This is a genomic window from Desulfallas sp. Bu1-1 (assembly GCF_015594625.1).
In the GTDB taxonomy this organism is placed as follows: domain Bacteria; phylum Bacillota; class Desulfotomaculia; order Desulfotomaculales; family Desulfallaceae; genus JADNRQ01.
Genome location: NZ_JADNRQ010000004.1, coordinates 1 through 24,435 on the forward strand (window position 1 = coordinate 1; position 24,435 = coordinate 24,435).

The window sequence follows — 24,435 nt, forward strand, 5'->3', positions numbered from 1 at the left end:
GCTCGGCCAGTTTGAGTACGTTCGCTAAACCGCGGCGCTTCTGGTTTAGGCCGCTGGACACGTCCGTGAATTCCGCCCTGACGGTAAAACTGTTTTCCCGGGCGTAATGCCGCAACCGTTCCATCTGCCGGTCCAGGTTGCCCGCGTTGGCCTGCTTTTTTGTGGATACCCGGGCGTAAAGCACGACTGCTGTTTCCTGTCCGTCAATCATTTGGCCGGATTGTAAGAGTTTGTTGAGTTCTTCTATAGAGTACCGGCGCTGGCCTCCAGGCAAACGGACGGGCTTGATTAAGCCGCGCTTTTCCCAGTTGCGCAGGCTATTGGGGTGGACGCCCAACTTTTTTGCCGCTTTACTGATGGTTAAAAGTTCCATGAATTTATGGTAGTTATTTTGTTATGTTTTGTCAATATTTGTTTGCTTGTTAGCAGCTGCTACATACCTCCTAATGACCTTTTAGAGCACTTACAAGTAAGTCCACATTTTTTTCCACCGCGCTGCTCCAGGTATCGGTTTGAGGAAAAGCTCCGGGGAAATTGGACAGGGTTACCCGGGCCGCACCCAATTCCCTGGCAATGCCGGCCCCGGTTTCGGGCCCGCTTTGTAAATTATCCACTACCAGTTTTACACCGGCCTGCCGGCCCTGTACGACCAGGTTTTGCATCACCTGTGGAGTAAGTTCTTCCGGTCGCCCGTAAGTGGCCACCACATCAAAGCCGGCCCATTTTAAAAAACCCTGCTGCATATCGGCACAAATCACCTTCACATTTGCTGCACTGGCAGCATTCAACTTGCCCAGCAATTCTTTACCCTTGGCTTCCACGTTCGCAGCTATACGGGCGGCATTTTGTTCATAATAGGTCTTATTGGCCGGATCCTTTTCCGCCAGCACGGCAGCTATTTTTTGCACAGCTTCTTTTTGCACCGGCGGTGCCATCCAGTTACCGGCCACATCCACCGGCATCACGGCCAATTGCTCGTTATGCACAGAATCGATAAGATCCCGGGTAAACATTTCGCCCTGCCAGGTATGGAGCAAAAATAAATGGGCTGTAGCCAGCTTCTGTACATCATCCGGTTTAAGATCAAAGTGCCCGGGGCAGGAGCCTGGTGGAATAATATTAACCACCTCTACCTTATCACCGCCCACTTCCTGCACAATATTGTCAATCAGGGAAGTTCCGGTGACCACCTTTAACTTATTGCTTTCTTTGGCCGCACACCCGGCAATTAGTACCAACACCATGAGCAAAGCAATAACCGCAGTTAATCTTTTTTTCATTTTCACTCGCCCAACCTCCTTTTTGAACATAAAAAGACCACGAAAGTCTACTCCCGCACTTACCGGGTTAGAAACCTTCGTGGCCTCTATTTCGCCATTCGCAAGCTCCCCTGGTTACCTTGCTTCGGCAAGTTTAATAATTTTATTTGACATGTGAAAATAAATTCCTGCCGTTTATAAAAATTTTTAAATTATCCCAAGCAAGGCAACCGTTTGCTGGTTTATGGGATATTCATTAGGTATAAACTTCACTTCTTGTTTACAAGGTGTTTAGTTATATATTGGCAAAACAGCTCCAAGTCCTCTAATCTTGTCTGTAATATTTCATGTAGTTCCTGCACAGTTACCTTGTTATATTCATGTACTAAGCGGTTCCGGTAACCGGCCATACCCGCAATTTGATCGGCAAAATCTGCCGGCAATATTTCTTTTTCCTTCAACATAGTAATAACAGACCGGTAATCATGGGGTATTCCTGACCCGGATTTAACTACTAGATGCCGACCTAAATCAAACAAGGCTTCCAAAGCCTTGCGCAACCTGTTTTCAGCAATATCCTGGGCATCTTCGTTTTTCTGAAATTCTTCCTTTGGTACCTGGGCAAGTTTTTTTAATCTATTAAAAGAAGACCGAATGATCCCCAATTTTTTGCTATCAACTGGTGATTATACAAATAAATTTCCCTCCATTAACTCCTCATAAAACTCCCGGTGGGCAGCTTTGAGGTGATACATAAAATCAAGATATTCCCTGGTTACGTTATCTTCGAAATCGGTACGCAAATCATCATCCGTACAGTAAATAACCTTACTGGCACTGATTACTTCAAAACGCATGGGGACTTTAACTGAGTGTAAAAATAGCAGGTCTACTTCAAACGGTGCAAACACCTCGGACAGCTTGGGATACAGCTTAATAAAACGCTGCACATTGCTTTTGGGTGATTTACTAAGAAGCAGTGCCAGATCTACATCTCCAGGTTGAGTAACCTTTTCATCCAGGTATGAACCAAAAAGATAAACAGCAATAATGTCCGGTTCTTGCTTTAAAATCTCTATAAGTTTTTCTTGGTTGAATTGTTTTTTATTATTTTGCATTTTAACCCCACCCGAAAAATCCTAAAGTAATTATACTAACTTTAACATTCCTTTTCCAATTTTTTTTCGGACTTTCATTCCCAGATAGTACAGGCCGTAATAGAAACATCATCGGTTTTGTTAGCCGGCATGGAGGAATTCAGGAGGACGTATCCATCGGGATATTTTTTTCTGCCGCCATGGCCTTTGGGATAGCTGTTGTCGGGCTAAACAAAGGTTGCTTATGATTGGGGGTCAAAAAAAGTTTTAATTATATGGACAGTTTAGCGAAAGTATGTTAATCTTTTTAAAAAAATATAATAAACTAAAATAGGATGATAAGAATCATCCGTTGGACCGCTGAAAGCGGTCAGATAATGAGTATTCATTTGAAAAATATTATGCCATGGAGGTTTTTAACCTGCAGAAGCAGGTATAAACTTTCATGGCATTTTAATTTTAGCTAAAAGCTTAACCTTGGCAGGGTCTTTAACCTCCTTAAAGTAATTCTGCTACCAGGTTTACATGCACCGGTAGTAGAATAATTCCTTTTTTCGACCGGCGTATGGGGTTGGTAACCCCTAAACTAACCTCATGCGCCGGGGTTCTTTTTAGACTTTTACTTAACAGTAATACAATAAAACTCATTAGTTACTGATTTTAAAAACATGTATTTTGACCATGAAGGTCATTGTCTTGTAGAAGCAAGATGGACTTTTCATGGTTATTTATTTTGTTGGGCTTAAGGGGGGTGACGGTAAGCCGTTAATAAAAATGATAGGATTTCTGTTTAAGATTTAAAAAAATACACCTATTTAGAAGGAGGATGATCAAATTAAACAAAAAAACAAGCGCTTTTTTCAAGGACACCACCCACCTGATGGTTTACGGTCACGAATCGTGGCTGGAACTGGCCGGAAGTCACGGCCACGTGGGTGAAAACGTAACGGTTTATCTCAAATGGGGCCATAATATGCAAGTCGACGGGCTGGCCGGGAAAGAGGAGATGAAGGCCTTGCAGTGGCAGGAAATGACGGGAAGAGACGGGCGGCTCGCCCTGCAGGCCAGGGAGTCCGGCCGTTACCTTCTGATTGCCCGCTGCCGGGTGCTCGAAGGGGAAGAAGGGGGCTACGATGAGCTTTCGTTGACCACCACTTACGCGTTTATGGTTACAAAATAAAAAGCACTTAACGGCACGGTATCGGCGGTGAGCAATACATTGGAAATAGTGCCCCAGGGCGAATTATACCAGGCAGCGGGCGACACCCTGCAGGTAAAGGTATTGTACAAGGGTGAGGCTTTGACCGGGGCCATTCCATGATTAAATAATTCCAAAAGAAAAAGGGGGACCATTTTTATGCAAAAGTTTAAGGTACCGTTTAAAGTACTGATTATAACCATTTTACTCATTATTACAGCTACAGCTTTTACGGGTTGTGGGCAGAAAGAGGAAGTAAGTAAAGAACAACAAATCACGGTCACAGATCTCGCTGGGCGGGAAGTAACACTGAAGGCGCCGGTTGATAAAGTGATACTTCAGTATAGTGGTAGTGGTGGCGGTTTTATTACCTTGCTTGCCTTAGAGGGAAAAGAAGCTCCTAAAAAAATAGCAGGTTGGGACCCCGGGTTGAAAGAATACCGGTACGATATGTGGCAAAAATTTTTAGAAGCGATTCCAGAACTGGAAAACATACCAGATGTGGGGAACATAGATAAAGAAACATTTAGTGTAGAAAAGGTTGTTTCTTTAAAACCTGATGTACTTATCCTACCTTTAGATCTATACAGAAACGCTAAAGAAGTTGTTAGCAAATTGGAAGATGCAGGTATACCTACTGTAGTTATGGATTATCATTCAGAAACCCTTGAAAACCATACGAAAAGTGCTCTGTTGTTGGGTAGAATTTTGGGGAAAGAAAAGAGAGCCCAGGAAATCACAGATTTTTACAAAGAGCAGGTTAATAAAGTATACTCCCGTCTGGAAAAAATAGAAAAATCGAAGCCAGCGGTTTACGTAGAATGTGGTTCGCAGGGGCCATCCACTTATGGTAATTCTTATGGCAATTATATGTGGGGTGCATTAACAGAACAGTGTGGCGGAACAAACATAGCCAAAGGGAAAATAGAAAATTATGGTCCGCTAAATCCCGAGTATATTTTGAAGACAAACCCTGATGTGATAATTATAACGGGCTCATACTGGCCGAAGACTCCTGATTCGATGAGACTTGGCTATATTGCCGACCCAGAAGAATCAAAAAATCTCCTCAAGAATTTTACAAAGCGTCCCGGCTGGGAAAATATAAACGCGGTAAAAAACAACAGGGTTTATTCCATAAATCACGGGCTTTCAAGAGAAATTTGGGATTTTGTACCAATTCAATACCTTGCCAAGGTTTTCTATCCGGAAGAATTCAAGGATTTAGATCCGGTAGATAGTTTTAAAGAGTTCCATGAAAGATTCCTACCAGTGGATTATAGCGGTGTATGGATGATGAGTCTTACAGATTAATCAGTCTGTTATTTTGGGGAATTGACTAATAAATTGGGGAGCAAGGGACCTTGGATTTAAAGGCCCTCGATCCCCTACCTCGATCCCCTAAATATATACCTTTTATTACGCTAGCAAAGAAAGGATTGAAAAAGTGGCCACAAAGATAGATATTCAGGCTAAAGAGATATACTGCGAAATAACAGGCCGAAAGTATATCCTTTTGGTCTTACTCGCAGTCGCTTGTGTTTTTACTTTGATCATAGATATTTTAGTAGGACCGGCGTGGCTATCAATTCGGGAAGTCTTTTCAGCAATTTTCATGGCAAATTCCAGCGATCCTACAACACATGTTATTGTTTGGACAATAAGATTGCCAATTGCTTTGATGGCAATTGTAGTTGGTGCAACCCTCGGCATTGCAGGTGCGGAAATGCAGACGATACTTGATAACCCCCTGGCGAGTCCCTATACGCTTGGCGTATCGGCAGGAGCAGGATTTGGCGCCGCCCTGGCTTTAGTTCTTGGTGTGGGTATAGTTCCTTATGCAGGGGAATATCTCGTTTCCATTAACGCCTTCTTTTTTTCCTTGCTTACCTGTCTCCTAATATATTTCATTGGCAAAGCAAGGAGGGTAACAGCAGAGACCATGATACTTGCCGGAATTGCTTTGCTGTTTCTGTTTCACTCCTTATTAGCATTACTACAATATATAGCAACAGAAGAAGCTCTGCAGGCAATAGTTTTTTGGTTATTTGGAAATCTCATGAAAACTACCTGGCCAAAGTTAGGAATTGTCGCTGCAGTTTTAATTATCGTTGTCCCGTTGCTTGCTAAGGACGCCTGGAAACTTACTGCATTAAGATTGGGAGATGAGAAAGCTAAAAGCTTGGGAATTGATGTTGAGAAGCTGAGATTAAAAGCATTTATATTGATTTCTCTTCTTACGGCGGCTGCCGTATGTTTTGTCGGTACAATAGGCTTCATAGGTCTTGTAGGGCCCCACATAGCCAGAATGCTTGTGGGAGAGGATCAGCGGTTCTTCTTACCCATGTCAGCTCTCGGAGGCGCTCTCTTGCTTTCAGCTGCATCAATAGGTAGCAAAGTAATCATTCCAGGAGCTGTTTTTCCAATAGGAATTGTCACCTCTCTTATCGGTGTACCATTCTTTTTTTCCTTAATTTTAACAAAGAGAAGGGGATATTGGTGAGGTTAGAGATTAAGAACTTAAAGTTTAGCTACAATTCCAAGCCAGTTTTGAAAAATATAAATATCAAGGTATCGCCAGGAAAGATTACCGCTGTCATTGGCCCAAATGCTGCCGGAAAGTCGACGCTTCTTAAGTGTATAGCCGGGATAATAAGGCCTGAGGGAAATATTTTAATTGAAGGAAAAGAAATAAATACTATTAAAAAAGATAATATCACAAAACTTGTGAGTTACCTCACGCAGGAAAGCTCTGCTCGAGCTGTACTAAGTGTTTTTGAAGTAGTTCTTCTCGGGAGGCTACATTCCTTATCCTGGAAAGTTGACGATGATGACCTTGAGGTTGTTTGGGGTATATTAAAAGAATTGGGAATTCATAAATTGGCTTCAAGGCATTTCAACGAGTTAAGCGGTGGTCAAAGGCAAATGGTTTCTATAGCTCAAGCGCTTGTTCGAGAACCCAAAATTCTTCTCTTGGACGAGCCAACGAACAATTTGGATCTTCAACATCAACTTGAAATTTTTGATTTAATAAGGGAATTATCAGTAGAAAGGAATATTACTACCATTATTACATTACACCAGCTGAACATGGCAGCCAGGTGTGCCGATGAGTTAGTTATATTGAATAATGGAGAAGTCTATGCAGCAGGAAAACCGGAGTCTGTTTTAACTTCAGAGATGGTAAGGTCTGTATACGGGGTTAATGCCAGAGTCAATATTGGTGAGGATGACGGAATACCACAGATAATTCCTATTAATTCTGTTAGGAGTAAACGTTTAGCTTAAAGACTAAAAAAGGGGAGATGCCGGTCATGCAAGATCTGGTAAATTGGGAAAAGGAATGGGAGGAAAAAACGATACAAATCAGCAAGGTTAGCGATACCATTTATTGGAACAAAAGAGCCAAAGACTATACCAATTATATAAAAACGAGCGATTATAATCATGGAAGAAAAATAAGAGCGATATTTGAGAATGCAAATATATTAAAGCCGGAGTTTGAGGTCCTTGATATTGCAGCTGGGCCCGGCTCAGTATCCATTCCTTTTGCAGAAGTTGTTAAAAAAGTAACGGCAATAGAACCGGCAAAGGAAATGGTTGAAAATCTGCTTGGAAACGCTGAGGAAAAAGGAATTAAAAATATTGAGATAATAAACAAAAAATGGGAGGAAGTAAATGACGCTGAATGGGAAAAGAAATTCGACCTCGTGATTTGCTCGCAAGCTTCATGGCAGTTCCCGGATATAGGAGAGCAATTAATGAGGATGAACAGAGTATCAAGGGGATATTGCTCTGTTGTAAACGGTATCAAGGATGATGATGAGTTCGCTAAAATATACAAGAAGTTAGAAATAAACCCTGAAAGCTTGGACCGTTTTATTTACCTGTTTAATATTCTTTATCAGAGAAATATGTTGGCTAATGTTAGGATGTTCGAAGTTGTTATGAGAAGGTCAGTTGATTCGGCATTAAGTATGTGGGAACTACTGCTCAGTAAATATAGAGAGCCGACTGATAAGGATAAGGAAACAATAAAAAAACATGTATTTAGTAATTCCAAGGGTGGCTTATACCAGAGGAAAAGCAAAATGGCAGTGATGTGGTGGAAGGCTGTCGATTAGAATCTTTAATTTTTTATTGGGAGGTAATTGATGTGCAACAATTAAATTGGGAGAATCTATGGGAAAAAATCTATGAAGAGAGAGGAAAGATTGAATACAGGGACCCTGGAATAGAGTACTGGGATAAAAGGGCTGAAGACTTTTCTGAAAGCAGGAAGACAAATGATTACGAATATGGAAGGGAAGTTATAAAAGCTCTTCATGAAATAATAAATTCTAATTCTGAGGTACTGGACATTGGAGCAGGGCCGGGAACTTTTGTGATACCATTTGCAAAAAAGGTCAAAAAAGTTACTGCTGTAGAGCCGTCAAAAGGAATGTGCGAAAAGATAGGAAAAAATGCAGAGGAAGAAGGGGTTAGAAACTTTGAAATAATAAACAAGGTATGGCAAGAAGTCGATATTTCTAAAATTACCGGAAAATATGACCTTGTTATTTGCTCCATTGTATTATGGATTTTCAAAGATGTATGGGAACAATTAAAAAGAATGGAACAATCGTCAAGAGGATATTGCTGTGTTGTTACGGGAACAGGAGACTGGAATGGCGAGGAGCAAAAACTCTGGCACAAGGTAATGGGTGATGTAAAGAAACCAAGTTATTCAGAATATCCTCTAATCTATAATCTTCTCTATAGCAAAGGCAGGTTTCCAAATGTTGATATAATATACTACACCAGCGAAAGGTCTGTAGAAAATGAAATAATGCATAAAAAGCTTTTCTTTGAAAAATATAGGGAGGTAACTTCAGAAATTGAACAAATGATTAGAGATTATGTTTTAACAAAGGCAGAGGGAGAAAAATACAGAGAAAAGGGACGAGCAGCTGTAATATGGTGGAATGTTCAAGAAAAGGGGGAAGAAATACAGTGAAAGTGGCACATGTAGTACGGGATTATTGGAATGAAAAAGGTGCAAGGCTTTATGATAAGATGCATCATATAAATGAAGATAAGTTTAAGGACAGCTTATTTAATCACTTGGAGGTAAATAAAGATTGCACCATACTTGATTTTGGGACGGGTACTGGTTTTTTAGCTTCAATTTTAGCTAAATCAGGCTTTAAAAGGATCATTAGTTTGGACATAAATGAACATATGCTATTAAGGGCAAAGAAAAAATTGTTTGGTTATCCGGTCAAGTTAGTGCGTGGTGATGGGTTAAATCTTCCGATTAAAGATAATTCTGTAGATGCCGTTGTAAGTAGATGGGTTCTTTGGGTAATGCCCGATCCGGAGCGGGCGATAAAGGAAATGATTAGGGTTACTAAGCCGGGAGGAAAAATTATAACATTTGAATCAGGCAGTTATGGTAGTAAGAAAAAAAAGCTTACTCCGAAAAAACTTTTAAAACAACTCTATTCTATTTATTTAATCTTATTAACTGGAGCATCTCCCTTTAGAACAAAAAGATTCTGGGAAAAAACGAAAGGTAAGCTTCCTATGTATTCTTTGGATAAATATGTCCAAAAATTTGAGCAACTAGGGTTAAAAGATGTTTCAAGAACAGAAGAGGATGAATATGGAACTTTATTTTCAAAGCTTTTCTATGACGGATTTAAATTTTCCTTGATTAAAGGTACAAAACCTGTCAAATTCAACCATGTTTCTAATTATGAAAGTAAAGAGTGGGAAGAAGATGAATTTCTAATGATTCTTACTTGTCCGGAATGCCATAATGACATTGAAAGAAAAGGGGAAAATGAGCTTGTTTGTAAAGGATGTAACAGAAGCTTTCCAATGATAGAAGGAATGCCAGATTTACTCCCGGCAGAGGATAAACTGTTTTAGGTAGTACCACGCTTGCTATGTAAGGGTTATTTTTTAGGGCCCCCGGGGGAAAACTAAAAACGTTTATAAGGAAATAAAAAGGGATAAGCAATTTGAAAATTCTGTTTATGATTTATTCATATTTAGAGCAAAAACATTGGTTTAAATTTAAAAAATTTCTATATGGTAGAACTCGATCATTTTCTCTTTTGGGCTCTTCAATATCTGCGATAGTATCAATAATATTTATAATGAATCTTCCAGGAGATAAATGGATATTTTTGATATGTATTATACCATATTTATTGGATTTTCTAAACCAAGGTTCTTCTAAGCTCCTCTTTATATGATGGTATCTTTAAAATTATTAAAGATTATATAAACAACTATACTTGCAGCTACAGCTTTAAGTTTCCAAGGTTATAATGAGGATGAAATTATAAAAATATATCTAGCTACCATATATGGTATTTTGTAATGTCGGTTGAAAGTCAGCTTAGATCTTTATTCGTAATAAATACTAGCCCCTTTATTTGGGTTTATAGCAGATAAATAATCTCTAACATTATTGTTTTTCTATAGGCATCTTTATTATTATAATTAACAGGCTTTTAGATATATCAAATATAATTAAAGAAAGTAATAATTGAATCTGAACTTCTATTGGTTTATCCCGAAGGTGGAGATGAGGGGTGCAGGTTATTTTAGAAGTGCTGCCTGGTGTCCTGAAGTTATGGATAAATGTGTTGCCTTCCATGTTGCTGGGTTGCTTTCTTGGCAATTTATTTCATAATACTGCTTTTTTACATCGTTTGGGTCAGGGAATGCGCCCTCTGGCACAACTGGGGCACTTGCCCGCAGGTTGTGCTACATCTCTTACTTTATGTCTGGTTAATCGTATTGCCGCCTATACCATGCTGGCCGAGTTGAAGAATACCGGGCTGATAAAGGCGCGGGATGTGGTGGTTTCTTTTTTGGTTTCCGCCCTTCCCACCAGCTTATACTTTATTGTCTTCTTTATTGGTCCGGTAGTCATTTCTTCTTTGGGGTGGTTTACAGGGGTTGCATATCTATTCATTTACCTTGGCACTAATATTATAGTCAGTTGTGTAGGGCTGTTAATGGGTAAGTTTCTTTTGCCCCTACCGGAGCAAGGCCAGGAAAAAGATGAACCAAGTTGGATAGTAATTCGGGAACCGTGGCGGGAAAAATTAATTGTCGCGGCACGCCGTACTCTGCCGGCTTTTTGTCGCCTTGCCACGGTCTTTATGCCCGTTACCCTGCTGGTATCCATCCTGATACATACTTCGTTGATGGATCAAATAATGCGCCAAATTGACCCGGCTTTAAACTACTTGGGTTTGCCGGGACTTACTATTATTGTGATTACCACCGGTGTGATGAGCATGATTGCCGGCATCGGTACCTTAGGTCCGATCCTGCAGGCCGGATTGGTAACTCCTTGTGAGGCAATTACTACGTTATTAATCACCTCGGTACTTCACTACCTGTATGAATTCTGGAGCGGAGGACTGCCCACCAATATTTCCATTTTTGGCCCCAAATTAGGGAGTAAGGTAAGCCTGGCAGCGTTGTTGGTGCGAGAATCTGCTACTTGCCTGGCTCTTGGATTGGTAGTTTTGTTAACATAGGCATGTACTCTCATTTTTTATAGGGGGGCTTTGTTTTGAAAGCGTTTACTTTTGCATTGCTAACAATGGTATTTTGGGGTCTCGCACCGGTTTTTGCCAAAATAGGCTTGATTAAAGCGGACCCATTTATTGGTCTGGCTTTGCGAACCTTTGTGATCAGTGGAATTATTCTCTTATACGGTATCCTGACGGGGAAACTGGGAGGGCTGGCGCAATTAGATTTCAGGTCGGCTGTTTTTCTTGCCGGAGAAGGTATTTTTGCTTCTCTTTTAGGTCACCTTGCTTATTACCATGCTTTAAAACTGGACGAAACATCTCGTATTGTTCCCATTGTTGCCGCGTTTCCGTTGGTGACGGTGGCAATGGCGCTGTTGTTTTTAGGAGAAAAGTTCAGCTGGTATAAGCTTGTGGGAACTCTTTTCATTATTGCAGGTATTTTATTGATAAAAAAATAATTTATGTTCGAAAAAGCAGCAGGAACCAGGTTAGTAATTATAGAAATAATAAAATAAAAGGGTGGTAAGAACCATCCATTGGCCGCAGAAGTTCGGCCAAAAGTTTTTAAGTACTTGTATTTTTCAAAGTTAAAACCATAAAACCCATGCCATGGAGGCCTTTTCCCGCTGAAGCGGGTGAAGCTTTCATGGCATTTTTAATTTTGTTAAAGCAAGAAAAAGAGAAGGCCATAAAATTGGATGATGGGATAAGATGCCGCGGTCCATGATAACCAATACTCAATTGCCCGTTACACTACATAGTTGATTGGAGGAATTTTACATGTTAATAAAGCATAGGATGAAAAACTATTGGTCAGCAAGAGCGAAAGGTTATAGTCAATTAATTAAAGAGGAGATTAGCTCTTTTAAAAAAGACGCCTGGAAGAAACTCATAAGCGAAAATGCCGGGCAAAGTGGGAATATCAAGGCACTGGATATAGGTACGGGTCCTGGTTTTTTCGCCTTATTGATGGCGGAATTGGGTTACAATGTAACAGCAGTTGACAGTTCAGAGAATATGCTGCTCGAAGCAAGACAAAATGCGGAAAATGCCGGGCTTTCAATTAAGTTTGTTAAAGCTGATGTGCACAAATTACCTTTTAGCGATAATTCATTTGATTTAATAGTTTGCAGAAATCTTGTTTGGACACTAATCAATCCCCGGGACGCATACAAAGAATGGTACAGAGTTTTAAGTAAGAATGGAAAGCTAATCATCTTTGATGCTAATTGGTACCTTAGGCTAAGCGATGCATCTTTGCAAGAAAAATATGAGCAAAGTCAAAAAGCAGCGGAAGCAATGGGATATAAAAGTCCATTGTCTAAGGAACAACAAATAGAATATGAAAATATAGCCAAAAACCTTCCACTAAGTTATGAGGTGAGACCGGATTGGGATAAAAAGGCATTATTAGAGTGCGGCTTCCAAAAAGTTATTGTGTATAATGACATATCGTGTAAAATTTGGTCTGAACTGGAACAGATACGATATAGCACTTCTCCGATGTTTTTGGTTTGCGCTTATAAAATAGAGTCATGAGGAGGCGATACTTCCGGTAAATTACTTGTATACGGTTAACGGTTACGGTAATAAAAAAAACAAGCAATATGATGACTAAATCATTTGAAAGAGGGTGCTCATAAAAATGAAGCTAAAAAATTATTTTATCATATTTATAGCAATTGGAACGCTGTTGCTGTCAATGGCAGGCTGCGGTCAGAATGTTTTTGAAAAATCTGGACATAGAGAAAAAACCGAAAAGAAAACCTTAACTATAGGTTTGGCCCAATGGCCCGGCAACCTGGACCCCGCCGATAATTATAACGGCTGGTATGTTGTTAAGTACGGCATAGGCGAGACTCTGGTAAAGATAGGCAAGGATATGAAAATTGAGCCATGGCTTGCTGAATCATGGACACAAGTGGACGATGTAACGTGGAAAATAAAAATCAGGGATAATGTGACTTTTCATAACGGTGCAAAAGTTACCGGTGATGCGGTGAAGGCTTCACTCGAACGTACCGTTAAAATAAATAAAAGGGCGCCTCAGTTGCTTGATATTGCTTCAATAGAGGCAAATGGCAATGAAATAACGGTAAAGAACAATCATCCCAATCCATCATTTATATCTGCTTTAACCGATCCTTTTGCGGTCATAGTGGATGTTACCGCAGCCAATACAATGGGTGAAGAATTTGCCGAAAAACCCGTATTAACCGGACCCTTCAAGGTAAAGGATTATGTTAAAGATGTTCAGGTGGTAGTCGAAAAAAACGACGTTTATTGGGGGGATAAAGCAAAGTTGGACGAGGTTACCTTCAAATACATTCCTGATAGCAATACCCGGGTGATGGCATTACAGGCGGGAGAAATCCAGGTTGCGAATAACATTCCTGTAGAAAGCACGGAAGCCATTACTAAAACAGGTAATTATCAAGTTGTAGGTGCGTCCTCTGTTCGCACGCATATGATTATTTTTAATGTTAATAAACCGGGTCTGGATGATATTAACGTGAGAAAGGCTATTAATATGGCCATTAATAGAGAAGACCTGGCCGACAAAGTGATGGAAGGGAGCGGCATTCCCGCGGTTGGTCCCTTCCCGTTGGTTTTGCCTTTTGGAGGTAATGAGCTAAAGGGATATGATTACCGGCCCGAGGAGGCCAAGAAATTGCTTGATGACGCGGGGTGGAAACCTGGACCCGATAACATCCGCCAAAAAAACGGGAAAAAGTTGGAACTTACTGTTCTTTGCTATAAAAATCGGCCGGAGCTGCCGGTTCTTTTAGAAACCATCCAGGGAGCATTGAAAGATATCGGCATCAGGATAAATATTGTCAACGTGGAAAATATTACTGAGGCACTGATGAAAGGAGACTTTGACGCCGCTATTTACAGTTTGAACACTGCTCCCACCGGCGACCCGCAATACCTTCTGGAGACCATGTTCAGGACAGGGGCAAATTCTAATTTCGGAAAATATAGCAATTCCAGGCTTGATTTATTAGCTGATCAACTGAAAACGACTTTTGATACCCGGGAAAGAAATTCTATTGCCAGAGAAGCTCAACAAGTGGTGCTCAATGACGCGGCTTTTGCCTTCCTGGTCTATCCTAAGAGTTATATGGCCATAAGCGATAAAGTCAAGGGCATTGAATTATCTCCCTCCGAGTACTATATGTTGAACTCGGATGTAACTGTCGCACCATAATTGATACTACGGTAAAATCGATGCTGGTGAAAAGTCGCTCCATAAACCGCCGGTTTCATCCAATGTAGGCCAATGTGCTCACTGAAAAACTATACTTTAGTAATATGGGAGAACGTTATATGTCAATATACACAGGGGTTTTTCTTGCAAGAGTGGGAGATAGTGAAATCCGGCCCGCCACGGAATTTGCCTTTAAAATGATTAAAGAGGTTTATGGTAGGGGAATTAACCCTGTTTGGGACCATGACCTGCTTAATTTTGAAGAGGTATATATCAACACGCAAGGCAATACCTTTTTGGCCGCTTTTACTGAAGATAATCAAATTGTCGGAACCCTGGCCGTGCGCCGGTATGATGGTCGAATTCAGGCTCTGGAGGGTTATTATGATTTAAATGTGACGGCAGAACTGGCGAAGTGTTTTGTCGATAAGAGATACCGGAGAACCGGTATTGGTTCCTTGTTATTTAACGAGGCTGAACAATTCTGCAAAAGGTCTGGATATAAGTTAATTTATTTGCACACTCATATGCATTTGCCGGGTGCTTTTGAATTCTGGCAGTCGCAGGGATTTAAAGTCAGATTAAATGAGGGTGGCACCAGGCAAACTGTGCATATGGAAAAATTCTTTAAATTTGACGATCGTTATCATCAAAATATTGAATGTGGTCAAAATCAAAATTTTAAAGAAAAAATTTTACGGTAAGCAGGAGTTTATAAACCAATCACAGAATACAAATAACGGAGTAAGGCGGAATGGATCCGCTATAATTAAAGGTTGTGCAAAATTAATCGTAAAACAACTACAACTATACAAGCAGAGGATGAAACATACCACGGAGGTATTTCCCTGCAAAAAGCAGAGAGTGCTTTCGTGGTTATTGTTTTTCCAGCGCTGGAATTGGTCAAAATGTTGAATCGGCCTGCAAAATCGCCGGTTTGGAAGCCGAAATATTTATCACCAGGCATGAACCGGGCGTGTTGTCCCTCAATATATGATTGATGGACATTATGCAATATAACACAGTCACTAAGGCTGAATACACTACCGGAGTGCGTATTGGTTTGAGTGTTTTTTAATTGCCGGAAAAATATTTTCAAATTATCAGGAAAGGAGAGGATACATATGCATATGGCAGACGCTTTGATTTCCCCGGTTGTGGGTGGAGCCATGTGGGCGGCGACGGCAGGAGTTGCAGCTTATTCAGCCAAAAAAGTTCAAAATGACCTGGATGAGCAAAAAATTCCTTTAATGGGGGTAATGGGGGCATTTGTCTTCGCTGCTCAAATGATCAACTTTACAATTCCCGGGACCGGGTCCAGCGGGCACTTGGGGGGAGGCATGCTGCTTGCGATATTGCTGGGCCCCTATGCGGGCTTTCTTGTCATGGCGTCTATTCTGGTGATCCAGGCGTTGTTTTTCGCGGATGGTGGTTTGCTTGCGCTGGGTTGCAATATTTTTAATCTCGGCTTTTATACGTGTTTTATCGCTTATCCTTTGATTTATAAGTGGATTACGCGCAAAGGGTATTCCACCGGACGCATCTTTACCGGGGCAATGTTATCTGCAATCATCGGTCTTCAGCTCGGCGCGTTCAGCGTAGTTTTGGAAACGCTGTTTTCGGGCAAATCGGAGTTGCCCTTTGGTACTTTTGTAATGTTAATGCAGCCCATACATCTTGCCATTGGAGTGGTAGAAGGTCTTGTTACTGCTGCTATTGTCGGGTTTGTTTGGAAGGCACGCCCTGAAATCATTGAGAAAGCGGCATCGGGTAAGGCATTGGGCCGCGTTTCAATCAAGAAGGTCCTTGCCGGTCTTGCCGTTGTTGCAGTTATAACCGGTGGTATTCTCTCATGGTTTGCATCTGCATATCCCGATGGACTGGAATGGTCCATGGCCAAAACTTCGGGTAAAGAAGAACTTGAGGCTTCGGGTGGTATTCATCAAATACTGGCGGCTGTTCAGGAAAAGATTGCGTTTTTGCCCGATTATAGTTTTAAAGTTCAGGAGCAGGAAACAAGTGCCGGTGATGCGGAGCCTGAAGAAGCATGGCCTGCAGTGGATGCCGGAACAAGCGTTTCGGGATTGGTCGGCGGTGCAATGACCTTGCTGTTGGCTGGTATTGTAGGCTTTTGCATAAATAGGGTAAAGAAGCGCAATAAAGCCGGCGCTGTTTAAAGGGGAATCGAGGCGGGGCTTTAAACCCCGCCAATATAATTTAAATTGGGATTGATAACTTTATGTCAAACATGATAGCATCATTATACAATATTAGGCTGCTTGATGAACTTGCAGAAAAAACAACAATTATTCATAATCTTCACCCGCTGGTGAAGGTATTGACAACCTGCTTGTATTTGATCATAACTGTGTCTTTCAATAAGTACGAATTGAGCGGGTTGTTGCCGCTTTTTTTCTATCCTGTTATTGTCATGGCGCTGGCGGATATTCCGGTAGTTCCGCTGTTAAAAAGGATGATTGTGGTTTCACCTTTCATAATTGGCATAGGACTATTTAACCCGCTGTTTGATCACGACCCGGTGGTCATATTGCCATGGATGCAAATTTCAGGCGGCTGGATATCGTTTTTTTCAATTCTAACCAAAGGTGTGTTGACGATACTGGCGGCACTGCTCCTTATAGCTACAACGGGAATGACAAGGATTGCAGCGGCGCTTGGGATGATGAGAATACCAAAGGTATTTATACTGCAGCTTATTCTGACATACAGGTATATTTCCGTGCTGATTGAGGAGGTTGGCCGCACGGTACGCGCGTATTCATTGCGTTCCCGGGGTGAAAAAGGCATCAGGTTTAGTGATTGGGGTTCGTTAACAGGCCAGTTGCTGATCAGAACACTGGAAAGAGCCCAGCGTGTTTATTATTCAATGTGCTGCCGGGGGTTTACAGGAGAGTATAATGCCGGCAGTGAAAAAAGAATCCGGACTGGAGATATTTTATACTTTGCCGGATGGAGTTTGTACTTTGTGGTGGTACGATATTTCAATATTCCGGCTACGATAGGTTCATTAATTACAGGAGTGGGAAGATGAGTCACCATATTATCCAAGCCGACAATTTAAAATATACGTATCCTGACGGGCGACAGGCGCTAAATGGTGTTACCTTCAAAATATTACACGGCGAGTCCGTGGGTATTGTAGGTGCAAATGGTGCGGGTAAGTCGACATTATTGATGCATCTTGTCGGCGTGTTGTTTCCGGATGAGGGAGAAGTTCGTATTGGCGAAGTGCCTGTAATTAAGAAAACGTTGCCGGTGATTCGGCAAAGTGTGGGGATGGTTTTCCAGGATCCGGATGACCAGTTGTTTATGACAACTGTTTATGATGATGTGGCCTTTGGTCCACGTAATTATAAATTGCCTGAAGAAGAGGTTGATAAGAGGGTCAAGAGTTCGCTTGAGACTGTCGGAATTCTCCACTTGATGGACAGGCCTCCCTACAAGCTTTCAGGTGGAGAAAAGCGTGCGGCAGCCATTGCCACAGTTTTAGCCATGAATCCAGATATTCTTGTTATGGATGAACCATCCTCCGCCCTTGACCCGAAATCAAGACGCCGGTTGATAACGCTTCTTCAGCGCTTTGCTCATACCAAAATTATAGCAACTCATGATTTGGACATGGTCCTGGAGCTTTGCGAAAGAACTATTATTTTGAAGGATGGGAAGGTAATTACCGACGGGCCGACAGTGGAAATTCTGGCCAATGAGGAATTGATGGAAAAGTGCGGGCTTGAAATGCCCCTTGGTTTGCAAAACTGTCCGGTTTGTGGAGCAAAAAAGGCAACATGATATAATGAGGATCTTAAAAATAGGATAGACAAATTGCTAAAAGAATGTTAATGTTAAATAAATTGAATACTTTGTTCAGGTTACCCCGGTTATTGCCGGGGGTAAAAAGGGAACCGGGTGCAAATCCCGGACGGTCCGGCCACTGTAAGTGGGGAGCGGCTCCCATAATGCCACTGGGTTAACGAAGGCCCGGGAAGGCGGGAGAGGTGCTATGAGCCACAAGTCAGGAGACCTGCCTGGGCAAAGGATAAGTATCGCCTTCCGTGGAAAGGTCAGGTGCTAAATGGGTATCGTATGTAAAGGTGTCAAACCTTTTGATAAAGCCCGGCTTTCACGGAAAAGCCGGGCTTTTCCCGTATGTTATAAGTTTTTGGATTATGATAGATTTTAAACCCAAAACTCCTTTCTATATTTGATGTACCCCGGCGGGGTGACATCCCGCCGGGAGCAAATTTTAAAAACGGCAGTTTCAGCTTTATATATAACTTTCCATATAACATGAGAAGTCAGCAATATGCCAATTATTTTGGTATCACTAAAAGACTCAAACGTTACGTTGCAAATAATGTATAAAGTAAAAAACTGGCAAAGTATGGTTGGCTTATAAAAGTTCAACTTAAATGAATATTATAACTTAATACAATAAACGAAACAGGTGCTTTCCACCGGAAAGGTGCAAGCTTAAAAGGGAAGCCGGTGTAAATCCGGCGCGGCCCCGCCACTGTGATGGGGAAAGATCTCACATAAGGTCACTGGGCGCTAACCCGGGAAGGCGTGAGATCTTAATGAACCAGAGCCAGGAGACCTGCCTGTTTTGTCGGAACCATTACCTACGGGTGATAGGGAGGTGGTTATTTTTATGCTGAATTATTATCCCGGTAGTAGGGATTAATCCCCGGTCTCTTTGTAGGCAGGGGCTTTTTGTTAATGGTTAATTAAGCAGAAGTTGTTGAATTGATTGGCTTATATTCTAATTAGCATTGGAAGGGCGTGTCAATAATGGGAAATAGGGAAAAATTGCGTTTTATGTCTGTACTATTAACGTTTTGTTTTCTTTTCAGCTTTGTGGTTCCCTTTACCTTGGTAAACGGAGTTGATGCTTCAGAAGAACCGTCTGTATATTCGGCGGGAGATCTGGCCGGTAAAGCCATAGACTTTATAAATGACAAATATCAAAACGGGGAAAAAATTGATGGTTATGCGGCCTATGTATTGACCTTGGCCGGCGAGGACCTTGCGTCCGGTAAATGGAGTAACAATGGGAAGACCGTCAAACAGGAAATTCAAAACCTGGCTGATTTACTGGGCGACCACAACAGTTTGATTGACTATATCACAGCCACTCAAAACGATGACGGCAGTTTCGGGCCCTATGCCAATGAATACGGAACCAAGGCTCCGTTGCAGGCGCTGGCAATGGTAAAAGACGATATTCCTGTGGACACGGCGGTTTATGATCAGGTGCAGGCTGCAATTGCCGGTGCGGTCAACTACTTTAAAACCGGTTACCGGAACGGGAGTATGACCTATGATGTAAACGGCTGGAATTTTGACTACAGGTGCGTGGAAGCGCTGGCCCGGGCCGGTGAAGACCTTTCGGTGGGCGATTGGGTCTATAACGGTACGTCACTTAAGGATGCGGTGATAGCTTCCGCCGGCGCCACCGCAAACAATCCCTCAGTAAAAGATGCCGTTTACCTGGCCAAAGAGCTCACAGCCCTTTACGCTGTTAACCCAACTTCGAGCAATATTGATGTTCTGGCCAATGCCATTATAGCCAAACAGGGTGAAGATGGCGGTTTTGGGGCCAGTATTTATGACCATGTGATGGTTTTAACCGCCCTCGGCAAAACGGGTCAAATTGGCAGGATTGATCAGAGTAAAGCATTTAACTATATTAATAATTTAAAGCAGAACCATAAAGATAGTTGGGGCTATGATGCCGGCGTGGCCTGGGGTTATGCAAGCGGTATTGAGGAACCCGATCTTACCGCGCAGGTGGTTACCGCCCTCAGTTATTTTGATGGAGCCGGTACCGCAAACAGTGATGTTAACAATTTAATTAAAGATGCCTTAACCTACCTGGCGGACATCCAGGACCCCGATACGGCGGCCATCCCGGCCCAGTGGGACAGCACCTTTGCTACGGCTGAAACGCTCATTGCTTTAAAATCCCTGGGGAAAACGTATAACGAATACGCCGGTGGCGCATCACCCTGGGTGAAGAAGTCGAAGACAAAAACCATTGCCCAGTGTTTGCTGGCGCTGAGCAAGTGGAATGATGAGAATCGCAAGAACCGGTTGGCCGGTCTATTGACCGGCAGACAAAAGGCGGCAGACCCTGGGAAAGGTTCCTTTGAAAATAGTGTATACAGTGACATGTGGGCTTATATCGCCCTTGGCGAAGCGGGTAAAATAGGCGAACTGAATACCGGTGATGTAAAAACTTACATTTTGTCCAAGCAACATGGTGACGGTGACGGTGATGGCTCCTGGGGAGAAAGTTTCCCTGATGCCGAAGGCAATCTCGTGTATTATCCCGACTTCCTTTCCACGGCCCAGGCCATTCGGGCATTGACTTACCTGCCCGGTGCCGCAACTGATGCTGAAATTCAGGCGGCTATTGAGCGAGGACTTAATTATCTGAAAGGGTTTCAGCAGGACGACGGCGGTGTGTATAACCCGTGGGATGACCCGGCAGTTGATAACTCGGAGATCATCATAACCTTGCACAAGCTGGGCAGGGAACCCAAGGGCGCGGAATGGACCAAAACCGTTGACGGCCAAAACGTTAACCCGGTGTCCTACCTGATGAACAAAACGATGAATTCCGACGGCAGTTTCGGTACCTCGAAAAACGTGTTCGGGGCCACCGAAGCCCTTAACGCTTATGTCCTTGAAATAGATGAACAACAGGGCGCCGGTGACAACAACAATAATAATCCGACATCACCTCCGCCGCCCGCCAGTGAATATATTGTCGACATCGCTGTGGTCGGTAAAGACGGTGAGCTGCTCTACGGCCCCGGCAGCGTTGTTGTGAGCAAAACCGGGAGCTGGGGGCTAACGGCTATGGGCGCTCTGCATGCCACCGGACTTAGTTATACGGAAGCAGGAGGTTTTGTTACAAGCATTGCCGGGCAGACCAACAGCGGCATGAGCGGGTGGATGTACAAGGTCAATAATTCCGTGCCCAGCGTCCTGGCTTGCGACAAAACTATAAATGAGGGAGATCAGATTATTTGGTGGTATAGCACGGACCCCAATTCCAGCGGCCCAACCTGGGATAATTTAACAAAAAATAATATTATACTCCAAAACCAGGTTACGATAGAGAATGTCATTGATCAAGCAAATGATTTACAAAACAAAATTATCAATGGTTCAATAAAACCGTCTGATGCCGTGGATGAATTTGCCAAAATAATGAGCGGCATTAAAGATGAGCTGGCTTCTCCGGAGATAAGCGCCGTGGATGCAAGTAAAACGGTCCGGCACCTTATGGAAAACACCATTGCCTCCCTGATGGAAAATAAAAATGCTAATGCTGCTCAAGCCGTGGCAGCATTGAAATCCGTGGTAACCGACGGTGTGAAAATTGTGTTGGCCAGGCCCGATGCGACCGGTGTAGCGCAGGAACTTAAAAATAGCCTTACCTCTCTGGTCCGGAATATAATTGCCAGGGTAAGTACAATTTATCCCTGGCAACTGGAATTATCCGGTTCGGATTCAACAACGACAGTAAGTTTACCGGCCGGTATTCTGGAACAGCAACTTACACAGCTTGGCCAGGTGCGGCGGGAATTGCCGGACATCCTCAGCGGTGACCAACTGCAAGACGTTGCCGTGCTGGCTCGGGCACCGGTTCAGCAAATTGAAATGGATCTTGCCGGGATTGCGGGACGGAAAGCAAATACCGAGCTGGTGGTTGCCGGTGATGTTGCCCGGAACCTGGGGGATAGCGGGCTAAAATTGGCTGTCAGGATGAATGATGGCTTCGCAATCGTGCTGTCCGGAAAAGAACGGGCCGGCCGAATAGCTTTTATTGATAACAAAGGGATAAAATTAGCAGCCCGTGATGTCGGTAGTTTACTTGCTTCCGGCCTTGTTTCCGGGAATGAACCGGCATCCTCCGCTGTTAAAGGTTACGTATTATCGGTATCCCAATTAGATTCCGCCAGGGCGGATAAATTGGCCCGGGATGCCGAAGCAAATTCGTCTTCGCATCTTATCCTGCGCCCCGTGGGTAAAGCATACACGGTGGCGATTATGGATCCGGTTGACAAAGAAGTTGTAAACAGCCTGGCCGAACCGTTGGAACTGATAATGAATTACCGGGGACTGGCCGAAAACCCGGAAATTACCGGAATCTACAGGTATCAGGACGGCAAGTTTACTTTTACCGGAGCAAAACCGGACAAGTCCGGAGAAGTGATCAGTGCCAAAACAAGCACTGGAGGGACCTTCACCCTGCTGGAATATGATAAGAAATTTACCGACCTGGCCGGTCACTGGGCTGAAAAAGATATCCGGGTGCTGAGCGCAAGGCATATAGTAAGCGGTACTACACCTACTACCTTTGCACCAAGTCAAATGGCAACCAGGGCCCAGTGCGCCGCTCTGCTGGTCCGTGCCCTGGGCATGCCAAAAAGTGATGCCGGCCATGCATTCACCGATGTTCCTGACAGCGCCTGGTACGCCGGTGATGTTGCGGCTGCCGCAAAGGCGGGCATTATTAAAGGAACATCAGCCGGCATGTTTTCGCCTGATCAGGGTATTTCCCGGGCCGAACTGGCGGTAATGATCAGCCGGGTGCTTGAAAGTAGAACAGGCAGGAAAGTTTCCGATGCAAAAAAAGTACTGGCTGAATATACCGATGCCGGACAAATTCCCGGCTGGGCTCAAGAAGGGGTGGCCCTTGCCGTGGAAAGCGGCATTGTCAACGGCCGCACAAAAGATACCATTGTTCCGCAAGGTATGGTCAACCGGGCGGAAATAGCTGTCATAATCGGGCGATTGCTTGAGTATATTGAGTAAATTCTTTCAACCTTTCAACACCTGGCACCTTGTGGGAGGGAGATTGAGTAAAAGTGAAAAAAAACCGGTTTATATTTTTACTGCCAATTGTTGTTTTAATGCTGCTGATTGCTACTGCCTGTGCAGGCAAGGGCACCGGTGAGGAACCGGCTGGTGTTACCCCTGCTGCCAACGGGATTGAGTCAAAAACGGCACAGGACACTGCAGATGGGGCCTGGCTGACGGATCTTAAGGTAAAGGAAAAGCCGGCCAAACCGGACGGTAATGTAGCTACTGCTGCAACTGCTGGCGCACCAGAGGAGAAACAAGGGGAACAGGAGGAAAAAACCGGCTCTTCAAAAGCAACAGTTAGTACGAAAAAGCCCGGCGCCCCCGTATCGGAAACTCAACCGGTACCGGCTGCAGGTAATGGAAAAAAAGTGTCTCTGTGGGTGACAAGGGATTTTGGCAGAAAGTCGATATTAATTAAAACAGTGGCTCTGCAAAAAAACTGGTCGGTATTTGATGTTCTCGAAACAAGTACCCGGGTGACCACTGCCCATGGCGGCGCTTTTATTGACAGTATTAACGGGATAAAATCCGGTTCCGGCGGTTTTGGGGGTGAGAAGCAAGACTGGTTTTATTACGTTAACGGAATATTTGCCGATGTGGGGGCGCTGGATTACTACCCCCGGCCGGGGGATGTTATTTGGTGGGATTACCACGGGTGGGAAAGAATGTCCATGTTCCCCGCGGTTATCGGTTGTTATCCTGAACCCTTCGTTCACGGATTCAGGGGTAAAGCCGGTCATACAACGATCGTGAGTGCCGAGGGCAACAGGAAACTGGCTGACAATTTACAAAAAGCATTGAAGGCTAAAGGGGTGGCTTCCGTCACCATCAATAATTTGGATGCCGGTTTGTTGAAAAACAGACAGGGTCCGACCATTGTGTTGGGACAGTGGAGCGAATTAAGCCAAATTGACTGGCTGGCCAATTTAAACAAGGCTTATACCAAAAACGGCACTTGCGTACATTTTACCAGTGACGGGTTGGAGTTGCTCGATTACAGGGGGCGGGTCGCCCGTACAATCGATAGTAGTGCCGGGGTTATAACAGCTACCGGTGAGGGCAGCGGAGACGAAAGCCCGCTGTGGCTGATTGTGGGTACCGACCAGAAAGGCCTGCAGCAGGCAGTGGATGTGCTGGTTACAAGTCCCGGTAAAATCTCCGGGTTATATAGCGCGGCAATTGTAGCGGGAGAAGTTGTCAGCCTGCCGCTGGAATAAAAAATTAAAGGAAC

22 protein-coding genes and 2 riboswitches are annotated in these 24,435 nt (G+C 43.4%); of the genes, 18 read left to right on the plus strand and 4 right to left on the minus strand.

What is annotated here, in order from left to right:
* From IT084_RS05565 to IT084_RS05580, 4 genes are all read right to left on the minus strand, one after another.
* Positions 1 to 373: recombinase family protein (locus tag IT084_RS05565; protein ID WP_195711869.1), on the minus strand; the 373-nt coding region annotated here is incomplete at its 3' end.
* 70 nt (positions 374 to 443) lie between these two features.
* Positions 444 to 1,280 carry a metal ABC transporter substrate-binding protein gene (locus IT084_RS05570; protein WP_195712063.1) on the minus strand — a complete coding sequence of 279 codons (837 nt, stop codon included), beginning with the start codon at positions 1,278 to 1,280 and terminating at the stop codon, positions 444 to 446.
* Positions 1,281 to 1,528: 248 nt separating this feature from the next.
* Positions 1,529 to 1,924, minus strand: coding sequence for a type VII toxin-antitoxin system HepT family RNase toxin (locus IT084_RS05575; protein ID WP_243276784.1), 396 nt, complete (start codon positions 1,922 to 1,924; stop codon positions 1,529 to 1,531).
* A gap of 21 nt (positions 1,925 to 1,945) precedes the next feature.
* Positions 1,946 to 2,377 carry a type VII toxin-antitoxin system MntA family adenylyltransferase antitoxin gene (locus IT084_RS05580; protein WP_195711870.1) on the minus strand — a complete coding sequence of 144 codons (432 nt, stop codon included), beginning with the start codon at positions 2,375 to 2,377 and terminating at the stop codon, positions 1,946 to 1,948.
* Between the two features lie 805 nt (positions 2,378 to 3,182).
* Here IT084_RS05580 and IT084_RS05585 point away from each other — a divergent pair.
* From IT084_RS05585 to IT084_RS05665, 18 genes are all read left to right on the plus strand, one after another.
* On the plus strand, positions 3,183 to 3,536 hold the full coding sequence (locus IT084_RS05585; RefSeq protein ID WP_195711871.1) for a hypothetical protein: 354 nt from the start codon (positions 3,183 to 3,185) through the stop codon (positions 3,534 to 3,536).
* A gap of 39 nt (positions 3,537 to 3,575) precedes the next feature.
* Positions 3,576 to 3,677 (plus strand): DUF4198 domain-containing protein, encoded by a 102-nt coding sequence (locus tag IT084_RS18115; protein WP_243276785.1) that lies wholly within the window; start codon positions 3,576 to 3,578, stop codon positions 3,675 to 3,677.
* 36 nt (positions 3,678 to 3,713) lie between these two features.
* Positions 3,714 to 4,868: an ABC transporter substrate-binding protein gene (locus IT084_RS05590; RefSeq protein ID WP_195711872.1), complete on the plus strand. Its 1,155-nt coding sequence runs from the start codon at positions 3,714 to 3,716 to the stop codon at positions 4,866 to 4,868.
* Positions 4,869 to 5,001: 133 nt separating this feature from the next.
* Positions 5,002 to 6,057, plus strand: coding sequence for an iron ABC transporter permease (locus IT084_RS05595; RefSeq protein WP_195711873.1), 1,056 nt, complete (start codon positions 5,002 to 5,004; stop codon positions 6,055 to 6,057).
* Complete coding sequence (locus IT084_RS05600; protein WP_313885428.1) at positions 6,054 to 6,842, plus strand: ABC transporter ATP-binding protein; 789 nt, start codon at positions 6,054 to 6,056, stop codon at positions 6,840 to 6,842. The genes IT084_RS05595 and IT084_RS05600 overlap by 4 nt, the downstream gene beginning before the upstream one ends.
* Before the next feature lie 26 nt (positions 6,843 to 6,868).
* Positions 6,869 to 7,678, plus strand: a complete 810-nt coding sequence (locus tag IT084_RS05605; protein WP_195711875.1) for a class I SAM-dependent methyltransferase — start codon at positions 6,869 to 6,871, stop codon at positions 7,676 to 7,678.
* A gap of 32 nt (positions 7,679 to 7,710) precedes the next feature.
* Positions 7,711 to 8,550 carry a bifunctional 2-polyprenyl-6-hydroxyphenol methylase/3-demethylubiquinol 3-O-methyltransferase UbiG gene (locus tag IT084_RS05610; RefSeq protein WP_195711876.1) on the plus strand — a complete coding sequence of 280 codons (840 nt, stop codon included), beginning with the start codon at positions 7,711 to 7,713 and terminating at the stop codon, positions 8,548 to 8,550.
* Entirely contained in the window at positions 8,547 to 9,467 is a 921-nt protein-coding gene (locus IT084_RS05615) for a methyltransferase domain-containing protein (RefSeq protein ID WP_195711877.1), read from the plus strand. Before IT084_RS05610 ends, IT084_RS05615 begins: the two co-directional genes overlap by 4 nt.
* 671 nt (positions 9,468 to 10,138) lie before the next feature.
* Complete coding sequence (locus IT084_RS18810; RefSeq protein ID WP_195711878.1) at positions 10,139 to 11,098, plus strand: nucleoside recognition domain-containing protein; 960 nt, start codon at positions 10,139 to 10,141, stop codon at positions 11,096 to 11,098.
* A gap of 35 nt (positions 11,099 to 11,133) precedes the next feature.
* On the plus strand, positions 11,134 to 11,553 hold the full coding sequence (locus IT084_RS05625) for an EamA family transporter (protein ID WP_195711879.1): 420 nt from the start codon (positions 11,134 to 11,136) through the stop codon (positions 11,551 to 11,553).
* 322 nt (positions 11,554 to 11,875) lie between these two features.
* The gene (locus IT084_RS05630) at positions 11,876 to 12,634 is read left to right on the plus strand and encodes a class I SAM-dependent methyltransferase (protein WP_195711880.1); all 759 of its coding nucleotides are present in this window, start codon (positions 11,876 to 11,878) and stop codon (positions 12,632 to 12,634) included.
* Positions 12,635 to 12,740: 106 nt separating this feature from the next.
* A complete protein-coding gene (locus tag IT084_RS05635; RefSeq protein WP_195711881.1) occupies positions 12,741 to 14,306 on the plus strand; it encodes an ABC transporter substrate-binding protein in 1,566 nt (521 codons plus the stop codon).
* Between the two features lie 74 nt (positions 14,307 to 14,380).
* Complete coding sequence (locus tag IT084_RS05640) at positions 14,381 to 15,010, plus strand: GNAT family N-acetyltransferase (RefSeq protein WP_195711882.1); 630 nt, start codon at positions 14,381 to 14,383, stop codon at positions 15,008 to 15,010.
* Positions 15,011 to 15,430: 420 nt separating this feature from the next.
* Positions 15,431 to 16,483, plus strand: a complete 1,053-nt coding sequence (locus tag IT084_RS05645; RefSeq protein WP_195711883.1) for an energy-coupling factor ABC transporter permease — start codon at positions 15,431 to 15,433, stop codon at positions 16,481 to 16,483.
* A 62-nt stretch (positions 16,484 to 16,545) separates the two neighbouring features.
* Positions 16,546 to 17,358 (plus strand): cobalt ECF transporter T component CbiQ, encoded by an 813-nt coding sequence (gene cbiQ, locus IT084_RS05650; protein ID WP_195711884.1) that lies wholly within the window; start codon positions 16,546 to 16,548, stop codon positions 17,356 to 17,358.
* Positions 17,355 to 18,116, plus strand: coding sequence for an energy-coupling factor ABC transporter ATP-binding protein (locus IT084_RS05655; protein WP_195711885.1), 762 nt, complete (start codon positions 17,355 to 17,357; stop codon positions 18,114 to 18,116). The genes cbiQ and IT084_RS05655 overlap by 4 nt, the downstream gene beginning before the upstream one ends.
* 60 nt (positions 18,117 to 18,176) lie before the next feature.
* Positions 18,177 to 18,371, plus strand: a riboswitch (cobalamin riboswitch).
* A gap of 381 nt (positions 18,372 to 18,752) precedes the next feature.
* A riboswitch (cobalamin riboswitch) is annotated at positions 18,753 to 18,944 on the plus strand.
* A gap of 198 nt (positions 18,945 to 19,142) precedes the next feature.
* The gene (locus IT084_RS05660) at positions 19,143 to 23,153 is read left to right on the plus strand and encodes an S-layer homology domain-containing protein (RefSeq protein WP_243276786.1); all 4,011 of its coding nucleotides are present in this window, start codon (positions 19,143 to 19,145) and stop codon (positions 23,151 to 23,153) included.
* A gap of 53 nt (positions 23,154 to 23,206) precedes the next feature.
* Positions 23,207 to 24,421 (plus strand): DUF4430 domain-containing protein, encoded by a 1,215-nt coding sequence (locus IT084_RS05665; protein WP_195711887.1) that lies wholly within the window; start codon positions 23,207 to 23,209, stop codon positions 24,419 to 24,421.
* Positions 24,422 to 24,435 lie beyond the last annotated feature (14 nt).